The 18,098-nt window shown below is 67.5% G+C and carries 17 protein-coding genes; 7 read left to right on the top strand and 10 right to left on the bottom strand.

Translation table 11 applies throughout. From position 1 onward, the window contains the following. Positions 1 to 93 precede the first annotated feature (93 nt). The 4 genes from hutU to hutI are packed head-to-tail and all read right to left on the bottom strand — an operon-like array spanning position 94 to position 5,370. Positions 94 to 1,761 carry a urocanate hydratase gene (gene hutU / locus R5H29_RS09340; RefSeq protein WP_332329087.1) on the bottom strand — a complete coding sequence of 556 codons (1,668 nt, stop codon included), beginning with the start codon at positions 1,759 to 1,761 and terminating at the stop codon, positions 94 to 96. Then, on the bottom strand, positions 1,758 to 2,612 hold the full coding sequence (hutG, locus tag R5H29_RS09335; protein WP_171954501.1) for an N-formylglutamate deformylase: 855 nt from the start codon (positions 2,610 to 2,612) through the stop codon (positions 1,758 to 1,760). Before hutG ends, hutU begins: the two co-directional genes overlap by 4 nt. After that, positions 2,609 to 4,150 (bottom strand): histidine ammonia-lyase, encoded by a 1,542-nt coding sequence (gene hutH / locus R5H29_RS09330; RefSeq protein ID WP_164144602.1) that lies wholly within the window; start codon positions 4,148 to 4,150, stop codon positions 2,609 to 2,611. The genes hutG and hutH overlap by 4 nt, the downstream gene beginning before the upstream one ends. Continuing rightward, positions 4,147 to 5,370: an imidazolonepropionase gene (gene hutI / locus R5H29_RS09325; RefSeq protein ID WP_332329086.1), complete on the bottom strand. Its 1,224-nt coding sequence runs from the start codon at positions 5,368 to 5,370 to the stop codon at positions 4,147 to 4,149. Before hutI ends, hutH begins: the two co-directional genes overlap by 4 nt. Positions 5,371 to 5,437: 67 nt before the next feature. Between hutI and R5H29_RS09320 the strand changes: the two genes are divergently transcribed. Both R5H29_RS09320 and hutC read left to right on the top strand, forming a co-directional pair. Further along, positions 5,438 to 6,808 (top strand): formimidoylglutamate deiminase, encoded by a 1,371-nt coding sequence (locus R5H29_RS09320; protein WP_155029790.1) that lies wholly within the window; start codon positions 5,438 to 5,440, stop codon positions 6,806 to 6,808. Between the two features lie 28 nt (positions 6,809 to 6,836). Continuing rightward, the gene (gene hutC / locus R5H29_RS09315; protein WP_074724833.1) at positions 6,837 to 7,565 is read left to right on the top strand and encodes a histidine utilization repressor; all 729 of its coding nucleotides are present in this window, start codon (positions 6,837 to 6,839) and stop codon (positions 7,563 to 7,565) included. 99 nt (positions 7,566 to 7,664) lie between these two features. Here hutC and R5H29_RS09310 read toward each other — a convergent pair whose 3' ends face one another. From R5H29_RS09310 to R5H29_RS09300, 3 genes are all read right to left on the bottom strand, one after another. Beyond that, positions 7,665 to 8,702 carry a restriction endonuclease gene (locus R5H29_RS09310; RefSeq protein ID WP_332329085.1) on the bottom strand — a complete coding sequence of 346 codons (1,038 nt, stop codon included), beginning with the start codon at positions 8,700 to 8,702 and terminating at the stop codon, positions 7,665 to 7,667. A gap of 236 nt (positions 8,703 to 8,938) precedes the next feature. Next, on the bottom strand, positions 8,939 to 9,430 hold the full coding sequence (locus tag R5H29_RS09305; protein ID WP_049471412.1) for a phasin family protein: 492 nt from the start codon (positions 9,428 to 9,430) through the stop codon (positions 8,939 to 8,941). An 80-nt stretch (positions 9,431 to 9,510) separates the two neighbouring features. Next, positions 9,511 to 9,786: a polyhydroxyalkanoic acid system family protein gene (locus R5H29_RS09300; protein WP_019660329.1), complete on the bottom strand. Its 276-nt coding sequence runs from the start codon at positions 9,784 to 9,786 to the stop codon at positions 9,511 to 9,513. A gap of 125 nt (positions 9,787 to 9,911) precedes the next feature. On the opposite strand from R5H29_RS09300, the gene R5H29_RS09295 reads away from it, so the two are divergent. The 4 genes from R5H29_RS09295 (at position 9,912) to aroA (ending at position 14,694) form a co-directional block, all read left to right on the top strand. Continuing rightward, complete coding sequence (locus tag R5H29_RS09295; protein ID WP_019660328.1) at positions 9,912 to 10,718, top strand: FHA domain-containing protein; 807 nt, start codon at positions 9,912 to 9,914, stop codon at positions 10,716 to 10,718. A gap of 253 nt (positions 10,719 to 10,971) precedes the next feature. Further along, the gene (gene serC / locus R5H29_RS09290; protein ID WP_332329084.1) at positions 10,972 to 12,057 is read left to right on the top strand and encodes a 3-phosphoserine/phosphohydroxythreonine transaminase; all 1,086 of its coding nucleotides are present in this window, start codon (positions 10,972 to 10,974) and stop codon (positions 12,055 to 12,057) included. A gap of 51 nt (positions 12,058 to 12,108) precedes the next feature. Then, positions 12,109 to 13,308, top strand: a complete 1,200-nt coding sequence (gene pheA, locus R5H29_RS09285) for a prephenate dehydratase (protein WP_019660326.1) — start codon at positions 12,109 to 12,111, stop codon at positions 13,306 to 13,308. 78 nt (positions 13,309 to 13,386) lie between these two features. Further along, on the top strand, positions 13,387 to 14,694 hold the full coding sequence (aroA, locus tag R5H29_RS09280; RefSeq protein WP_197575225.1) for a 3-phosphoshikimate 1-carboxyvinyltransferase: 1,308 nt from the start codon (positions 13,387 to 13,389) through the stop codon (positions 14,692 to 14,694). A gap of 173 nt (positions 14,695 to 14,867) precedes the next feature. On the opposite strand, the gene R5H29_RS09275 is transcribed toward aroA, so the two are convergent. Then, a complete protein-coding gene (locus R5H29_RS09275) occupies positions 14,868 to 15,440 on the bottom strand; it encodes an energy transducer TonB (RefSeq protein WP_134735921.1) in 573 nt (190 codons plus the stop codon). 119 nt (positions 15,441 to 15,559) lie between these two features. Beyond that, positions 15,560 to 16,198 (bottom strand): energy transducer TonB, encoded by a 639-nt coding sequence (locus tag R5H29_RS09270; RefSeq protein ID WP_332329083.1) that lies wholly within the window; start codon positions 16,196 to 16,198, stop codon positions 15,560 to 15,562. Positions 16,199 to 16,311: 113 nt separating this feature from the next. Here R5H29_RS09270 and serS point away from each other — a divergent pair, with 113 nt between their 5' ends. Further along, the gene (gene serS / locus R5H29_RS09265; RefSeq protein ID WP_019660322.1) at positions 16,312 to 17,592 is read left to right on the top strand and encodes a serine--tRNA ligase; all 1,281 of its coding nucleotides are present in this window, start codon (positions 16,312 to 16,314) and stop codon (positions 17,590 to 17,592) included. A 66-nt stretch (positions 17,593 to 17,658) separates the two neighbouring features. Here serS and R5H29_RS09260 read toward each other — a convergent pair whose 3' ends face one another. Continuing rightward, on the bottom strand, positions 17,659 to 18,021 hold the full coding sequence (locus R5H29_RS09260; RefSeq protein WP_332329082.1) for a ligand-binding protein SH3: 363 nt from the start codon (positions 18,019 to 18,021) through the stop codon (positions 17,659 to 17,661). Positions 18,022 to 18,098 lie beyond the last annotated feature (77 nt).

The following is an 18,098-nucleotide window of genomic DNA, read 5'->3' as shown; positions in this document are numbered from 1 at the left end:
CAGTTATATTGAAGGCGTGCACAGATGTGCGCTTATTTCAAAGAAGACTGAACGATATATCTCTTCACGCGCCTTGTCATCTCTGTGACGCGATCAGCCCAGAATCCCCGGCAGATCCAGCCCCTTCTCCTTCGCGCACTCAACCGCGATCTCATACCTAGCATCGGCATGGCGCATCACGCCGGTGGCCGGATCGTTCCACAGCACGCGGCCAATCCGCTTGGCCGCCGCCTCGGTGCCGTCGCAGACGATCACCATGCCGGCGTGCTGCGAGAAGCCCATGCCGACGCCGCCACCGTGGTGCAGCGACACCCAGGTTGCGCCACTGGCGGTGTTGAGCAGGGCGTTCAGCAGCGGCCAGTCGGACACCGCGTCGGAGCCATCGGCCATCGCTTCGGTTTCGCGGTTTGGCGAGGCCACGCTGCCGCTGTCCAGGTGGTCACGTCCGATCACCACCGGCGCCTTCAGTTCGCCGTTGGCGACCATCTCGTTGAACGCCAGTCCGAGTCGATCGCGATCACCCAGGCCGACCCAGCAGATGCGCGCCGGCAGGCCCTGGAACTTGATCTTCTCGGCGGCCATGTCCAGCCAGCGGTGCAGGTGGGGATTGTCCGGAATCAGTTCCTTCACCTTGGCATCGGTCTTGGCGATGTCTTCCGGGTCGCCACTCAGTGCCGCCCAGCGGAACGGGCCGATGCCGCGGCAGAACAGCGGGCGGATGTAGGCCGGCACGAAGCCGGGGAAGTCGAACGCGTTCTCCACGCCTTCTTCCAGCGCCATCTGCCGCAGGTTGTTGCCGTAATCCACGGTGGGCACGCCCAGTGCGTGGAAGCCGAGCATGGCGCGGATGTGATTGGCCATCGAAGCACGCGCGGCCTTTTCCACTTCCTTCGGTGCAGAGACACGCTTCTCGTCCCATTGCTCGACGGTCCAGCCCTGCGGCAGGTAGCCGTTCACCGGGTCGTGCGCGGAGGTCTGGTCGGTCAGCAGGTCCGGCTTCACGCCGCGCTTGAGCAGTTCGGCCAGCACGTCGGCAACGTTGCCGAGCAGGCCCACCGACTTCGGCGTTCCGGCCTTGCACGACTCCTCGATCATGCGCAGCGCTTCGTCAAGATTGTCGGTCCAGGTATCCAGATAGCCGGTGCGCAGGCGCATGTCGATGCTGCTCTTGCGGCACTCGACGGCCAGGCAGGAGGCGCCGGCCATCACGGCAGCCAGCGGCTGTGCACCGCCCATGCCGCCGAGGCCGCCGGTGAACAGCCACTTCCCGGTCAGGTCGCCACCGAAGTGCTGGCGGCCCATTTCCACGAAAGTCTCGTAGGTGCCCTGCACGATGCCCTGCGCGCCGATGTAGATCCAGCTGCCGGCAGTCATCTGGCCGTACATGGCCAGGCCCTTCTTGTCCAGTTCGTTGAAGTGGTCCCAGTTGGCCCAGCGCGGCACCAGGTTGGAATTGGCGATCAGCACGCGCGGTGCATCGGCGTGGGTACGGAACACGCCCACCGGCTTGCCGGACTGCACCAGCAGGGTCTGGTCGTCGTCCAGGCGCTTGAGTGTTTCGACGATAGCATCGAAGCTCTCCCAGTCGCGCGCGGCACGACCGATGCCGCCATACACCACCAGTTCCTGCGGGCGCTCGGCCACATCGGGGTGCAGGTTGTTCATCAGCATGCGCAGCGGTGCTTCGGTCAGCCAGCTCTTGGCGTTGAGCGTGGTGCCGGTCGGCGCGGCGATGGTGCGGGACGGGTCGTTGCGGGTCATGCGGCGCTCCGGTTCGTAGCGAATTCAAGGCAGGCGTTGAGCACCTGCGCCAGGGTGTGGCGCAACGGTGCGGCGTGGTCGGGGTCGAGCGGGGTGGGCCAGCTGTGTTCGTCCACCTGGTCCGGCAGGGGCTCGTGCATGTAGCCACGGCAGGCAAGTTCCATCTGCAGGCTGTGCACGCCGCCGGCGATGTTGCTGTAGTGGCGGGTGATCCAGCCGCCCTTGAAGCGGCCGTTGCGCACCTGGCTCATGCCACTGATCTTCAGCAGGTTCTCCACCACGTCGCTCAAGGCGTTGTCGCAGGACGTGTCCGGTGCACCGGAGGGGCCAGCGGTGCCCAAATTGAACTGCGGCAGCTCACCGTCGAACAGGTGCGGGATGTGCGAGCGGATCGAGTGCGCGTCGTACACCACCACGGTGCCGTGGCGTGCACGCAGACGCGTGATCTGCGAAGCCAGCGCATCGTGATAGGGCAGGAAATACGTGTCGCGGCGACGGGCGATTTCTGCGTCGTCCGGCTCGCGCCCGGCGTTGTACAGCGGCTGGTTGTCGAAGGTGGTCAGCGGGCACAGGCCGGTGGTGTTCTGGCCCGGGTACAGCGACACGCCGCTGGGATCGCGGTTGAGGTCGATCACCGAACGTGAGATCGCCGAGCGCACCGTGGTTGCGCCCATGCCGCGCACGAAGTCGTACAGCTCATGCACCCACCAATCGGCATCGCGGCGCGCCAGCCACGGCGAGTGGTAGTCGCCGATCAGGTCGTGCGGCAGCTCGGTGCCGGTATGTGGAAAGCTGACGATCAACGGGGCGTCGCCCTCGTGCACCGTCAACCATTCGGGAAGGGGTGTCATGCCTGGGGCTCCACGGTCGGCAACAGATCGGACAAACCCTGCGCCAGCGCGCCGCTGCGCACAAGATTCGTGGCGGTCACCATGTCCGGATGGAAATAGCGGTCCTCTTCCAGCGTCGGCACCTGCGCACGCAGGGTGGCGCGCACGCTTTCCAGCGCGGCGCTGGAGCGCAGCGGCGCGTGGAAGTCGCAGCCCTGCGCAGCGGCCAGCAGTTCGATGCCGATCACGTTGGCGGCGTTCTCGGCCATCTGCATCAGCCGGCGTGCGCCATGCGCGGCCATCGACACATGGTCTTCCTGGTTGGCCGAGGTCGGGATCGAATCAACACTGGCCGGGTAGGCGCGCTGCTTGTTTTCCGAGACCAGCGCGGCAGCAGTCACCTGCGGAATCATGAAACCGGAATTCAAACCGGGACGCGGGGTCAGGAAGGCGGGCAGGCCGGACAGCGCCGGATCGACCAGCATCGCCAGGCGGCGCTCGCTGATCGAACCGATCTCGCACACCGCCATCGCCAGCATGTCGGCGGCGAAGGCCACCGGCTCGGCGTGGAAGTTGCCGCCGGACAGCGCTTCGCCGGTATCGGTGAACACCAGCGGATTGTCGGACACGCCGTTGGCTTCGATTTCCAGCGTGGTCGCGGCCTGGCGCAGGATGTCCAGCGCCGCCCCCATCACCTGCGGCTGGCAGCGCAGGCAGTACGGGTCCTGCACGCGCACGTCGTTGTCACGGTGTGATTCGCGGATGCCTGAGCCCTGCATCAGCGTGCGCAGGGTGGCGGCGGTGGCGATCTGCCCGCGCTGGCCACGGATGGCATGGATGCGCGGGTCGAAGGGCGTGTCGGAACCCTTGGCTGCTTCCACCGACAGCGCGCCGGTCACCAGTGCCGCCTGGAACACGGTCTCGATCTCGAACAGGCCGGCCAGCGCATAGGCGGTGGAGAACTGGGTGCCGTTGAGCAGGGCCAGACCTTCCTTTGCGCCCAGATCAATCGGCTGCAGGCCGGCACGCGCCAGTGCGTCGGTTGCGGGCAGGCGTTCGTCACCGATGTAGGCTTCGCCCACGCCCAGCATCACGCTGGCCAGGTGCGAAAGCGGTGCCAGATCGCCGGAAGCACCCACCGAGCCTTGTGCCGGCACCACGGGCAATACGCCCTTGACCAGCATCGCTTCGAGCAGCAGCAGGGTTTCCTCGCGAATGCCCGATGCGCCTTGCGCCAGGCTGACCAGCTTCAGCGCCATCATCAACCGCACCACGCTGGCCGGCATCGGTTCGCCCACGCCAGCAGCGTGCGAGAGCACGATATTGCGCTGCAGGGTGGCCAGGTCTTCGCGCTCGATGCGCACGCTGGCCAGCTTGCCGAAGCCGGTGTTGATGCCATACACCGGTGCGCCTTTGGCGACGATGGCGGCCACCGCCGCAGCGCTGGCGCGCACCACCGGCAGCGCGGCCGGGTCCAGTGCAAGCGGCGCACCGCGATAGACCTGCCGCCACTGGGCGAGAGTGACATGGCCGGGGCGAAGAACCAGGGTGTTGCTCATGTGTTGCTCCAGGAGGCAGGCAGGTCGGGCTGTCCGCGCACCACGCGCGCGTGCAGCGGGTTGAATCCAATGCGATAGACCAGGTCGGCGGGGGCATCGATGTCCCAGATCGCCAGGTCGCAGTCCAGGCCCACGGCGAGGCGGCCGATGCGGTCGCTGCGTCCGAGCGCGCGCGCCGCTTCACGGGTGAAGCCGGCGATGCACTCGTCCACGGTCAGGCGGAACAGGGTGGCGCCCATGTTCATCGCCAGCAGCGGGCTGGTCAGCGGCGAAGTGCCGGGGTTGCTGTCGGTGGCCAGCGCCAGCGGCACGCCGGCCGCGCGCAATGCAGCGATCGGCGGCAGGGTGGTATCGCGGGTGAAGTAGAAGGCGCCCGGCAGCAGCACGGCCACGGTGCCGGCGGCGGCCATCGCGGCGATGCCGGCGTCATCCAGATGTTCAATATGGTCGGCCGACAGTGCTCCTAAGCTGGCGGCCAGTTCGGCGCCATGCTGGTTGCTCAGCTGTTCGGCGTGGATCTTCACTGGCAGCCCATGCGCGCGCGCCGCTTCGAAGACCTGCCGCGCCTGCGCCGGCGAGAAGGCGATGTTTTCGCAGAACACATCCACCGCTTCGGCCAGGCCTTCCGCGGCGATGGCCGGAATCATCACGTCGCACACCTCGTCGGTGTACTCCTGTGCCTCGCGGCCCGGCGGAATCGCGTGTGCACCGAGGAAGGTGGTCACCACGTTGACCCGGCATTGCTCGCCCAGCGTGCGTGCAACCTGCAGCTGCTTGCGTTCGTCGGGCAGGGTCAGGCCGTAGCCGGACTTGATCTCGATCGTGGTCACGCCCTCGGCGCGCATCGCCAGCAGGCGCGGGCGGCTCTCGCTGGCCAGTTGCTCGGGCGTGGCAGCGCGGGTGGCGCGCACGGTGGAGACGATGCCGCCGCCGGCACGGGCGATCTCGGCATAGCTCACGCCCTGCAGGCGCTGCTCGAATTCGTTGGCGCGGTTGCCGGCGTAGACCAGGTGGGTGTGGCAGTCGATCAGGCCGGGCGAAATCCAGCGGCCTTCGCCATCGATGCGGGTGGTCGGCTTCAGGTGAGCGTCGCTGCCGGCCGGGCCAACGTGGACGATGCGGCCGTCGGCGCAGGCCAGTACGCCATCGCGGATGACACCCAGGCCGTCGCCGTCGAGGGTGATCAGGTGGACGTTGGACCAGAGGGTATCGACGTGCATGGCATCCACAACGCGGCTGTGCTTATATGTCTATACAATATAGGCGTCCATTTCGGGTTGTCCAGCCATGTCCGATTCGCGTTCCCCGCACAGTTTCCATGCTGCCCACGCCTTGCTGGCCGAGGGATGGGCCCGCGATGTCCGCCTGCAGGTGCAGGACGGCCGCGTCACGGCGATCCACACGGGGCAGGGCGCCCAGCACGACGACACCCGCGTCGGCATCCTGGTGCCCGGCCTGCCCAACCTGCACAGCCATGCCTTCCAGCGCGGCATGGCCGGCCTGACCGAGATCGGCGGCGGTGACGGTGACAGCTTCTGGAGCTGGCGCGAGCTGATGTACCGCTTCCTGGCCCACCTGCGACCGGACGCGGTGCAGGCCATCGCCGCCCAGGCCTACATGGAAATGCTCGAAAGCGGCTTTACCCGCGTCGGTGAATTCCACTACCTGCACCACGACGCCGATGGTCGCGCCTATGCCAACCGCGCCGAGATGAGTGCACGGATCGCGGCGGCAGCCGAGCAGACCGGCATCGGCCTGACCCTGCTGCCGGTGTTCTATGCGCATGCCGATTTCGGCGGGGCGGCGCCGAATCCAGCGCAGCGGCGCCTGATCCACGACGTGGAGGGTTTCGCGCAGCTGCTGGAGGCCGCCAAGCCGGCATTGGCCGCGCTGCCCGACGCGGTGCTCGGCATCGCACCGCACAGCCTGCGTGCGGTCACCGGCGAGGAACTGAGTGCGTTGCTGCCGCTAACCGACGGCCCGGTGCACATCCATATCGCCGAGCAGGTGCGCGAAGTGGAGGCCTGCCTGGCCTGGAGCGGCCAGCGCCCGGTGCAGTGGCTGTACAACCATGCGCCGGTGGATGCGCGCTGGTGCCTGGTGCATGCCACCCACATCACCGACGACGAGCGTGCCGCCATCGTGGCCAGCCAGGCGGTGGCCGGCCTGTGCCCGATCACCGAAGCCAACCTGGGCGACGGTCTGTTCCCGATGCAGGCGTTCGCGCGCGAGGGTGGCCGTTTCGGTGTCGGCTCCGATTCCAATGTGCTGATCGATGCGGCCGAAGAACTGCGCCTGCTTGAATACGGCCAGCGGCTGACCCTGCGCGGTCGCAACGTGCTGGCGCCGGATGCCACCCGCAGCACCGGTCGCTTCCTGTTCGAAGGCGCACTGCACGGTGGTGCACAGGCGCTGGGCGTGCCCGCTGGCCTCCAGGTCGGCGCCAGTGCCGACCTGGTCGAACTGGATGCCGGGCATCCCGCGCTGCAGGCGCGACAGGATGACGCATGGCTTGACAGCTGGGTGTTCGCCGCACGTAATGGCGCGCTGCGATCGGTCTGGCGCCATGGCCGCCAATGCGTGGCCGGGGGCCGCCACCTGCAGCGCGAGGCGATCACCACCGCCTTCGCCGCCGCCCTGCGCGGCGTGCTGGGCTGATCGCCTCCCGCTACCGAGACCCCATTACGTGAAGGCCAGCAAGTCCGCCACGCTCAACCAGCGTATCCGCAGCGATCTGGAAAGCCGCATCCTCAGTGGAGAGTGGGCGCCGGGCTTCCGGATTCCATACGAGCACGAGCTGATGGAGCAGTACGGCTGCTCGCGGATGACGGTGAACAAAGTGCTGACCGCGCTGGCCGAGAGCGGCATGATCGAACGTCGCCGTCGTGCGGGTTCGTTCGTGGCGCGGCAACCCCCGCACCTTGAGCAGGTGGCGCTGGAGATTCCCGATATCGCGATGGAGGTGGGCTCGCGCGGCCATCAGTACGCCTATCGCCTGCTGCAACGGGAACTGCGCCTGGCCGATCCCGGCAATGCCGGCGAGGTAGAGCTGGCGGGCCGCGAGAAACTGCTGGCGATGCGCTGCCTGCATCTGGCCGACGGCCGCCCGCTGGCGCTGGAGCATCGGCTGATCAGCCCGGTGGGGGTGCCCGAGGTGCTGGAGGTCGATTTCAGTACCACCGCGCCGGGCAGCTGGCTGCTGCAGAACGTATCGTGGACCCGCGCCCAGCACCGCATCAGCGCCTGGGGGGCGGACACTGCCACCGCCAGGCTGCTGGACGTGAAGCCCGGTACCGCCTGCCTGGTGATCGAACGCCTGACCTGGCGTGGCGAACAGCCGATCACCCGCGTGCGCCAGATGTTCCTCGGCGACGCCTGGGACCTGGTCGCGCGCTTCGCGCCGGGGGCTCGGTAGGGCGTATCCACGCATGTCGTGCAACACTGAATCCCGGTTGGGATTACGTGATGCGTGAGAACCTTCGGTCGATCCACGCCATGCGTGGATGCTGCCCCATCAATACGTAGCGCACTGCCGCCAGCGCACCGGCTCGTCCACACCGGGGCGGGCATTGAGCTGGATGCGCACGTTGCGCAGGGCGGGATAGTGCAGCACTTCCTCGCAGACCAGCGGCCACACCGCGTCCAGTTCGCCGGTGCGGTTGATCGCCAGCGTCTGCCGGGTCAGCCAGACACCGCTGGCGATGCCGGGCTTGCCAGCCAGGGCGCGGGCCAGATCGGCCTGGTAGCGATCCAGGGTGGCCGCATCCGGGTTGGGATTGCTGCGTGGGTCGGCCGCCGGCGCGGCCACACCCTGCGGCGACGAGGTCGCGGTGGCGGGCGTGCTCGGGGATGCTCCGGGGGCAGGTGCAGCGGTAGCGGCCGGAGCAGGGGCCGGCGCTGGCACTGGCGCTGGCGCTGGCACTACCGATGCGTCGGCAGTGGGTGCGGCGTCGTCCGCGCGCAGGCCCTGCAGGCCCAGGCCGACCAGCAGCCCCAGCGTGATTGATCCCAGGCCGGCGATGGCGATGCGGCGCAGGGCTTCATGGCGGGCAGTGGCGCGCACACGCATTTCAATGTCACCCGGCAGGTAGGGCTGCAGCAGCGGCCACAGGCGCGGGCCGTCCAGTACCTCGACCGCCTGCTTCTCGGCAGCTGCCCGGCCATCGCGCTCAATCCGGCCTTCCGTGAGCAGCACGCCACCTTTCGCACCGGCCAGGCGCGCGGCCGCCCCCAGTTCGTTCACTGCGGCAGTGCCGATACGGTAGGCCAGGCCGTGCTTGCATGACACCAGCCACTGGTTGGGACCGTCGCTGAGCAGGAAGTCGCTGCTCGGCTCGCGGGCATCTTCGGCCGGATCGACCAGCTCGCGCAGGCCACGCTGCTCGCGCAGCATGCGCTTGACGAGTACCGAAAATTCTCGCCAGTGCATCCCCGCCAGGGCCTGCAGGCCAAGTTGCATCTCCTTCTGCCGCCGCTTGATCCACCACAGATAGACAACAGCCAGGGAACAGGTAAGCAGGGCCGACAGCAGGGCCAGGATCCAGGGGAGCATGCAGGAGTAGGGCGGAAGGGGCGAAAGCGGAGAACGACAGTGTAAAGGTCGCGGTACCTGGCCGGGTCAGGAGGTTCCTGACAGGAAGCGTGATGGAACGCCCAGTTCGGAATACAGCAGGCACGAAAAACCCGCCAATCCTGAAGCCGTGAGGGGAGGGAACAAACGGCAGCCGAAGCGATTGGCGGGTTGCTCGCGATTGTCAATCAAAGTTTATTGCATTGCAACAATTGCGCTCAGGGAATGCTGTCCGGCGACTGATGGCTGCCCGGTGCAGGGGCGTCGGTACCCGACGCTGCCCGGTTTTCCAGCCTGGCCAGGCGCGCGTGCAGGGCATCGATGCGGGCTTCGAGCGCCGTCACTTCGTCGGCGGTGGGTACATGTAACCGCTTGAGCACGCCCTGCACCTGGTCATCAAAGGCCTTCTCGACCTTGTTCCAGGTGCCCGAGGCCTTCTCGCGGGCTTCGTCCAGCGAGCTCTCGACGTTATCACGCCAGCCCGGGCCCTGTTCGCTGCTGCGCTCACGGCGGCGGGCTTCCCAGGCTTCGCCTTCCTTCACCAGGCCGTCAAAGAAGCGGCTGCCTTCGGCCTGTGCACGGCCGAGAGCGCCAAGACCGGCCAGCCACACCTGCTGCGCCGAGTCACTCAGCTTGCGCGAAAAGCGCTCGGCCTGGTCACCGAAAGAGGCGTCGTCGTTGCGGCGGTCGTCGTTCTCGTAGTGGTTCATCGCAGTTCCCGTGGGAGTTGGGCCTGCCCCGAGAGTAGCGCGCCGTGGCGTTGCACGGCCGTGATGGCCGCGGCCGGGGTTCAGCCCAGCTTTTCCTTCAGAACGCGCTGTATCTCGCCTTCGACCATGCCCTTCATCGCCGACAGCAGGAAGCCCAGCTTGGCCGTCACGCGCACGGCGCCTGGCTGCAGTTCGATCGCGCCGTCCACGCCGCTGCCGGAGAAGTTCAGTACATCGGCGGTCCACGACGACTTCAGGCCGAAGCGCTCGGACAGCTTGGCGGCGACCTGCTCGATCGCGGCGCGCGCCTGCGCGTCGGGCAGGCCGTGGGCGTGGCGGACATCGATGGTGGACATGCAGGCTCCTGGCGCAGGGCGGGGATGATCAATGAGGGCGAGCATTGTGCGCATCGAGGGCCTCCGCGCCAAGCACTCATCCTGGGTTCTTCTTCGTTGGCGACCAACCTGCTAGGCTGCGCCGCGTGCAGAACCTGCTTGTTCACTTCAGCCAACAACAACAGCCCGACCAGCCGCTGCGGCCCGGGGTGCAACGCATCGTGCGCCAGGCCAACGGCAGTGTGCGGCTCGGCGATGCCGGCCATGGTGCCCTGTTGCTGGCGCAGTTCTGCCTGGATGATCGCGGCCTGTGGCTGCAGGTCGGCAACGGGATCCGCGGCATTCATGTGAACGGTCGACCGGTGCGGCGCATGGCGCTGCTGCGTGCGGGCGATGCGGTGTATGTGGACGGCGTGGAGATGGTCCTGCAAGGTGAAGTCGAGAGCCTGCTGCAGGCGCCTGCGCCGAAGAACGAGGAAGGCAGCGACGAGCAGCAGCGGCTGTTGCGCGGAGTTGGCGGCCTGCACCACGGCCGCAGCTTCACCCTGTCGCGGGCCCGCCTGATCGGCCGCGGCGGCGACGCTGACATCGCTATTGACGATCCGGCCTTCGCAGAACGACACGCCCGCGTGGAAGTGCATGGTGATCGCGTGCTGCTGCGCGATCTGGGCAGTGCCGACGGCACCTGCGTCAATGGCGTGGCCGTGCGCCATTGCTGGCTGCAGGCCGGCGACCAGGTGGTGTTTGATGGCCAGCACCGGTTTGTGCTGGAAGTGCCGCATGACCCGCGCCGGCGCCCGCTGCCGGATGAAGACGAGTCCAGCCAGGACGCCGAGCAGGCGCCGGTGCTGCCGGCCGTGCCGCGCAAGGTCCGGCGCTGGCCGTGGCTGCTGGTCAGTGCGCTGCTGCTGGCCGCGCTGCTCAGCCTGCTGCTCTGGTTCGGCGCGCGCTGACCCCGTATCCGCCGGGCATGGCCCGACGCTACCCACGTGGCGTGTGTCCACCCGCTTCCGGTAGGTGCCGACCTTGGTCGGCACGCTCCTTCGGCGGGAATGACGGCTGACGGCGTACGCCGACCAAGGTCGGCGACTACCGGCGCCATGCGGGCGGCCAATGGATTCCAATGAAACCAAATTTCCCTTGCGCCACAAGGCCGCAAGGCTGGTGCACTGCGGCATACTAGGGGTCTTGCCCCACAGGTGTGACATGACGCGCGCGTTCAACTTCAGTGCCGGCCCTGCAACCTTGCCGGAATCGGTCCTGCGCCAGGCGCAGGCGGAAATGCTGGACTGGCACGGGTCCGGTGCTTCGATCGTGGAAATGAGCCATCGCGGCGCGGAATTCATGTCCGTGGCCGCCGAGGCCGAAGCCGATCTGCGTCGCCTGCTCGACATCCCCGACGACTATGCGGTGCTGTTCCTGTCCGGTGGCGCCACCACCCAGCAGGCGCTGATCCCGCTCAATTTCGCCGCCCCGGGCCAGCGTGCCGACTACGTGGTCAGTGGCCACTGGGGCAAGACCGCGGTCAAGCAGGCCGGTGTCTACGTCGACGTCAACATCGCCGCCAGCAGCGAGGCCAACGGCTACCGCACGCTGCCGGCGCGTGCCGACTGGCAGCTGTCGCCCGATGCCGCCTACGTGCACATCACCGCCAACGAGACCATCCACGGCGTCGAGTTCCGTGATGCTCCCGATACCGGCAACGTTCCGCTGATCGCCGACTTCAGCTCGTCCATCGCCAGCGAACCGCTGGATGTGCGCCGCTATGGCGTGATCTACGCCGGCGCGCAGAAGAACCTCGGCCCGGTCGGCATCGCGGTGATGATCATCCGTCGCGACCTGCTCGAGCGCAGTGGCCAGCCACGTGCGGACATCTTCGATTACCGCTCGCACGTCGCCCGCGATTCAATGCTCAACACCCCGCCGACCTGGAACTGGTACCTGGCCGGGCTGGTGTTCAAGTGGATGCTGGCCGAGGGCGGCGTGGCCGAGTTCGCCAGGCGCAATGCCGCCAAGGCCGCGCTGGTGTACAGAGCCATCGACGGCTCCGGCGGCTTCTACCGCAATGAAGTTGCACATGCGGCCCGTTCGCGGATGAACATCCCGTTCTTCCTGCCCAACGCCGATCTCGATGCCCGCTTCGTGGCCGAGGCCAAGGCGGCCGGCCTGCTGGCGCTGAAGGGCCACAAGGTCGTCGGTGGCATCCGTGCCTCGCTGTACAACGCCATGCCGCTGGCCGGGGCCGAGGCGCTGGTCGCCTTCATGGCCGATTTCCAGCAGCGTCACGGCTGAGCAATGAACGGCGCGCACCGTCGGGTGCGGGCCCCGCAACAAGGAATTCCGATGGCAAGCAGCAAATCCAGCAAGAAGGCGCCGAAGAAGGCCGAACCGGCCAAGGACAGCGCGCCCGCCAAGGCGAAGGGCAAGGCCAAGGCCGCCTCGAACCCGGCACCCACCCTGGCGCCGCTGGCGCTGGCCGATGTGCGCTCGAAGATCGACCAGATCGACCGCGACATCCAGAGCCTGATCGCCGAGCGCGCGCGCTTCGCCCATCAGGTCGGCAAGGCCAAGGGCAAGCTCGCCGCCGCCGTCGACTACTACCGCCCCGAGCGCGAAGCGCAGGTGCTGCGCATGGTGGTGGATCGCAACGAAGGCCCGCTCAGCGATGAGCTGCTGGTGCACGTCTACCGCGAGATCATGTCGGCCTGCCTGGCCCAGCAGGAGCCGCTGAAGATCGGCTACCTCGGCCCGGAAGGCACCTTCAGCCAGCAGGCCGTGCTCAAGCACTTCGGCCGCTCCGCGCTGGGCCTGCCGATGGCCAGCATCGAGGAAGTGTTCCAGGAAGTGGAAGCGGGCAACGCCGATTTCGGCGTGGTGCCGGTGGAGAACTCGGGGCAGGGCACCATCCAGATCACCCTGGACATGTTCCTGACCTCCAACCTGAAGATCTGCGGCGAAGTGGAACTGCGCGTGCAGCAGTACCTGATGTCGCGCAGCGGCCGCATCGAGGACATCGAGCGCATCTATGCACATCCGCAGTCGTTCATGCAGACCTCGGCGTGGCTGCGCGCCAACCTGCCGAAGGCCGAGAAGATTCCGGTGTCGAGCAACGCCGAGGGTGCGCGCCGTGCGCGCAACGCCGACGACGCGGCGGCCATCGGCGGCGAGAGTGCCGGCCACGTGTACGGCCTGAAGAAGGTGGTCACCAAGCCGATCCAGAACGATGCCGACAACACCACCCGCTTCCTGGTGGTGGGCCGCAACATCTTCCCGACCTCCGGCCACGACCGCACCTCGGTGCTGGTGTTCATCCATGACAAGCCCGGTGCGCTGTTCGACGTGCTCAGCCCGTTCGCCCGCCACGGCATCAGCATGAACCGCATCGAGTCGCGGCCGTCGCACCACGGCAAGTGGGAGTACGGCTTCTTCATCGACCTGGCCGGCCACATCGACGACGCGCCGATGCAGGCGGCGCTGGCCGAACTTGAAGCGCACTCGGCGCAGATCAAGGTGCTGGGCTCCTATCCTGTGGCCGTGCCCTGAGTGCTGCTGGGGCGGCCCCGGCCGCCACCCCCTGATGCATCGCCGGCGGGCTGCCGGCGTTTACGGAATGATCGAACGATGAGCAACGCGCAACACTGGATCGCCCGCAAGGGCCAGCCCCTGCAGGGCAGCCTGACCATTCCCGGCGACAAGTCGGTCTCGCATCGCTCGGTGATGTTCGCCGCGCTGGCCGATGGCACCTCGCATATCGAGGGCTTCCTGGAAGGCGAGGACACCCGCGCGACCGCGCGCATCTTCAGCCAGCTGGGGGTGCGCATCGAAACGCCCAGCCCGTCGCAGCGCATCGTGCACGGCGTCGGCATCGACGGCCTGAAGGCGCCGGATGCACCGCTGGACTGCGGCAATGCCGGCACCGGCATGCGCCTGCTGGCCGGGTTGCTGGCGGGCCAAGCGTTCGACTGCACGCTGATCGGCGATGAGTCGCTGTCGGGCCGACCGATGCGCCGCGTCACCGGCCCGCTGTCGCAGATGGGCGCGAAGATCGACACCCAGGATGACGGCACGCCGCCGCTGCACGTGCATGGCGGCCAGACGCTGCGTGGCATCGACTTCGCCTCGCCGGTGGCCAGCGCGCAGATCAAGTCGGCGGTGTTGCTGGCAGGCCTGTACGCACAGGGCGAAACCAGCGTCGTCGAACCGCACCCGACCCGCGACTACACCGAACGCATGCTGTCGGCGTTCGGCGTGGACATCGAATTCTCGCCCGGCAAGGCCCGCCTGCGTGGCGGCCAGCGCCTGCGCGCCACCGACATCGTGGTACCGGCAGACTTTTCCTCGGCCGCGTTCTACCTGGTGGCGGCCAGCATCATTCCCGGCTCCGAGCTGCGCCTGAAGCAGGTCGGCCTGAACCCGCGCCGCACCGGCCTGCTGCACGCGCTGCGCCTGATGGGGGCGGACATCACCGAAGAGAATCCTGCCGAGCAGGGCGGTGAACCGGTGGCGGACCTGGTGGTGCGCTACGCCCCGCTGAAGGGGGCACGCATTCCGGAGGAATTGGTGCCGGACATGATTGACGAGTTCCCGGCGCTGTTCGTGGCGGCTGCAGCGGCCGAAGGCCGGACCGTGGTCAGTGGCGCCGCCGAGCTGCGGGTGAAGGAATCCGATCGCCTTGCGGCGATGGCCACCGGCCTGCGCGCGCTGGGCATGCAGGTGGACGAGACCGAGGATGGGGCCACCCTGCACGGCGGTGTGCGCCTGGGCAGCGGCACCATCGAAAGCCACGGTGACCACCGCATCGCCATGGCATTCGCCATTGCCGGCCAGATCAGCGATGGCGAAGTGCGGATCAACGATATCGCCAACGTCGCCACGTCCTTCCCGGACTTCGATGGTCTGGCCCGCAGCGCCGGGTTCAACCTGGCCTGATCGGCATCGCGACCACCGGGCCATGCCCGGCGGATCGCATTGCCCGGCAGGTGCCAATCTTGGTTGGCACGCTCACATCTCCCGGTAGGTGCCAAACTTGGTTGGCACGCTTTCCGCATAAAAGGACGGAGGCCGAAGCCTCCGTCTAAACATCACGAACCCCTCGTCCGCGATCAACGCTGCTCGGTACGGAAATCCACCGGGACCCGCACCACGCTGGCGACGGCACGGCCCTCGTGCATCGCCGGCTGGAACTTCCAGTTCTGCACGGTGTTCAGCACCGCGCGATCCAGATCACGACTGCGTTCGCCGCTGCGCGAAACGATCGCAGCATTAGCGACATTGCCGTGGCTATCTACACTCAGGCTGGCGATCACGCTGCCCTGCACGCCACTACGCAGCGCAGCGGCGGGGTAGGTGGGCATGCGGTTGCTGGCCAGCGGGCGGGCCTCACGATTGCGCGCTACCGGCGCGGCCTTCCGCGAAGCAGTAGCCGGGGCTGCCTGGCGCGCGGCAGGGGCCGCTGCATCAGTCACCGCTGCCTGCTCGGGGGCTGGAAGCATGCGCTCACCGACCGGCGCTGGCGCCACATCTTCCTGGTTGGAATGACGCAGCCAGAGCAGGGCGGCAGCAAACATCGCCACGATCAGCGCGATCCACATCCAGGGCGACGTGGGTTTGTGCTGCAGGCTGGAATCCTCCTGCAGCTGCGGCGAATGAAGGTCTTCGTGGGTGGTAACAGCCATCGCAAACTCCTTCCGTCAATGGACGACATGGGCAGTGTTGCCCGAGCCACAGACGGAAAGTGTCAGCGTTGCGTCAACATCACCGGCAGGGTTCAGCTTGCCTGCTGGGGAGCGTTCAGTTACTGCGTCTTGAAGTCGAACGGCACTTCAATGCTGCCAGGCACGGCCTGGCCGTTGCTCTGGGCCGGAGTGAATCGCCAACGGCGCACGGCGTCGGTCGCGGCACGGTCGAGGTCGCGTGAACCGCTGCGCTGGATCACCGTGGCGTTGTTCGGATAGCCGGTGGCGTCTACATCCACGCGTACCACCACGGTGCCGGTTTCGCCGGCGCGCAGGGCGGCGGCGGGGTACGACGGCGGCGGCGACTGACCGGCAATCGGCATCGGTTGGCTGTTGCCGGTCGTGGCCGGCGCAGCGCCCGGGTTGGCCGGGGCCGGCTCGGCGATCGGGGCGGGTGGTGGCGGGGCGGTTTCGACCAGCTTCGGCGCTTCTTCCTTGACCGGGGCCGGCTTGGCATCGGGCATGTCGCTGGAACCGGCCGCTGCGGCCAACGGTTCCGGGAGGGGCTCGACCTGGGCGGTTTCCTGCGGGGTCTGCGCGGCCGGGTCGGCGCGGAAGAACTCCTTGTCGCGGCCGGTCAGCCAGACCAGCACGAACAGCAGTACGCCCACGCCGAAGGCGATGCCGGCGATCTTCAGGGCGTTGCGCGGGATATGCACAGTGAACGACTTGGCGGACGACGAGCGGGGTGCAGACATGGACCGGACCAGTACGGAATGGCTCGATTCTGCCACGGCGGGAATGAACCGGGCGGCAGAAATCCGTATAACAAGCGATAATCCCGTTCCTGATACCCACCACGACACCTGCCATGCTTGATCCAGCCCTGCTCCGCCACCAGCCCGCCGACCTCGCTGAACGCCTGCGCACCAGCCGCGGCTTCGAGCTCGACGTGTCTGCCCTGGAGGCCCTGGAGGCTGATCGCAAGCGCATCCAGGTACGTACCCAGGAACTGCAGAGCCTGCGCAACAGCCGTTCCAAGGCCATCGGCCAGGCCAAGGCCAAGGGCGAGGACGTTTCGGCCATCATGGCCGAGGTTGCTGCCTTCGCCGACGAGTTGAAGGCCTCGGAAGTGGCGCTGGACGAACTGCGCGAGAAGATCGAAGCGATCTCGATGGGCATTCCGAACCTGCCGGCCGATGACGTGCCGGCCGGTGCCGATGAGAGCGACAACGTCGAGCAGGCGCGCTGGGGTACCCCGCGCCAGTTCGATTTCAAGGTGCTGGACCACGTTGAACTGGGCGCCCGCAACGGCTGGCTGGACGGCGAGACTGCGGCCAAGCTGTCCGGCTCGCGCTTCACCGTGCTGCGCGGCCCGATCGCGCGCCTGCACCGTGCGCTGGCCCAGTTCATGGTCGACCTGCATACCGGCGAGCACGGTTATGAGGAAACCAACGTGCCGCTGCTGGTCAACGCCGATTCGCTGCGCGGCACCAGCCAGCTGCCGAAGTTCGAGGACGACTTGTTCAAGACCGCCGTGGGCGATTCCACGCGCTACCTGATCCCGACCTCGGAAGTGCCGCTGACCAACATCGTGCGCGACGAGATCGTCGATGCCGAGCGCCTGCCGTTGCGCATGACCGCCCACTCGATGTGCTTCCGTGCCGAGGCCGGCAGCGGCGGGCGCGACGTGCGCGGCATGATCCGCCAGCACCAGTTCGAGAAGGTCGAGCTGGTCTCGATCTGTCGCCCGGAAGAGAGCGATGCCGAACACCAGCGCATGACCCGCTGCGCTGAAGTGGTGCTGGAAAAGCTGGGCCTGCCGTACCGCAAGGTGCTGCTGTGCACCGGCGACATGGGCTTCTCGGCCATCAAGACCTACGACCTGGAAGTCTGGCTGCCGTCGCAGGAAACCTACCGCGAGATTTCCTCGTGCTCGAACTGTGGTGATTTCCAGGCCCGCCGCATGCAGGCGCGCTGGCGCAACCCGGCCACCGGCAAGCCGGAGCTGGCGCACACGCTGAATGGCTCGGGCGTGGCCGTCGGCCGCGCGATGATCGCGGTGATGGAGAACTACCAGAACGCCGATGGCAGCATCACCGTGCCGGAGGCCCTGCGCCCGTACATGGGTGGCCTGGAAACCATCGCCTGACAGCCGGCGATTCGCGCCGCCGCCCGAGCATAGGCTCGGACGCTACAGATCCATGTAGAGCCGAGCCTATGCTCGGCTCTCCTTTATGGCCCTCAGCTTCTCCAGCGGCACCCATCCCGGTTCGCCGGTCTCCGGCACGCACCACGCCCAGCCATTGAGCGTGCGCATTCCTCGCAGCAGCTGCCCCGGATCCACATCCAACTCCCGCGCGCAGTAATCCTCCGTGGCATAGGCGTCACCCTGCGCATTGCGACCAATCACCGGCGCCGGCACGAAACCGGGCTGCTGCCCCTTGGCCTCGCACAGGAACCAGTCTTCCCAGCCCTCCGGGCCTTCATAACGTTCGCCCACCACCAGCGCCTGGCCACGGCGCAGGGTGATCGGGTGCGGAAATTCGCTGCGGTGCGCAGCCGTCACGATGTAGTTCATGACCCCAGCCTAGCGCGTCGCAAAAGAAAACGGCCCCGCATAGCGGGCCGCCAGGGTGGGCCGGGATGGGGGAGGGG

Source organism: Stenotrophomonas sp. A3_2, assembly GCF_036624925.1.
Lineage (GTDB): Bacteria > Pseudomonadota > Gammaproteobacteria > Xanthomonadales > Xanthomonadaceae > Stenotrophomonas > Stenotrophomonas hibiscicola.
The sequence above is the reverse complement of the archived record's forward strand: the minus strand, read 5'-3'. Positions and strand labels throughout refer to the sequence as shown.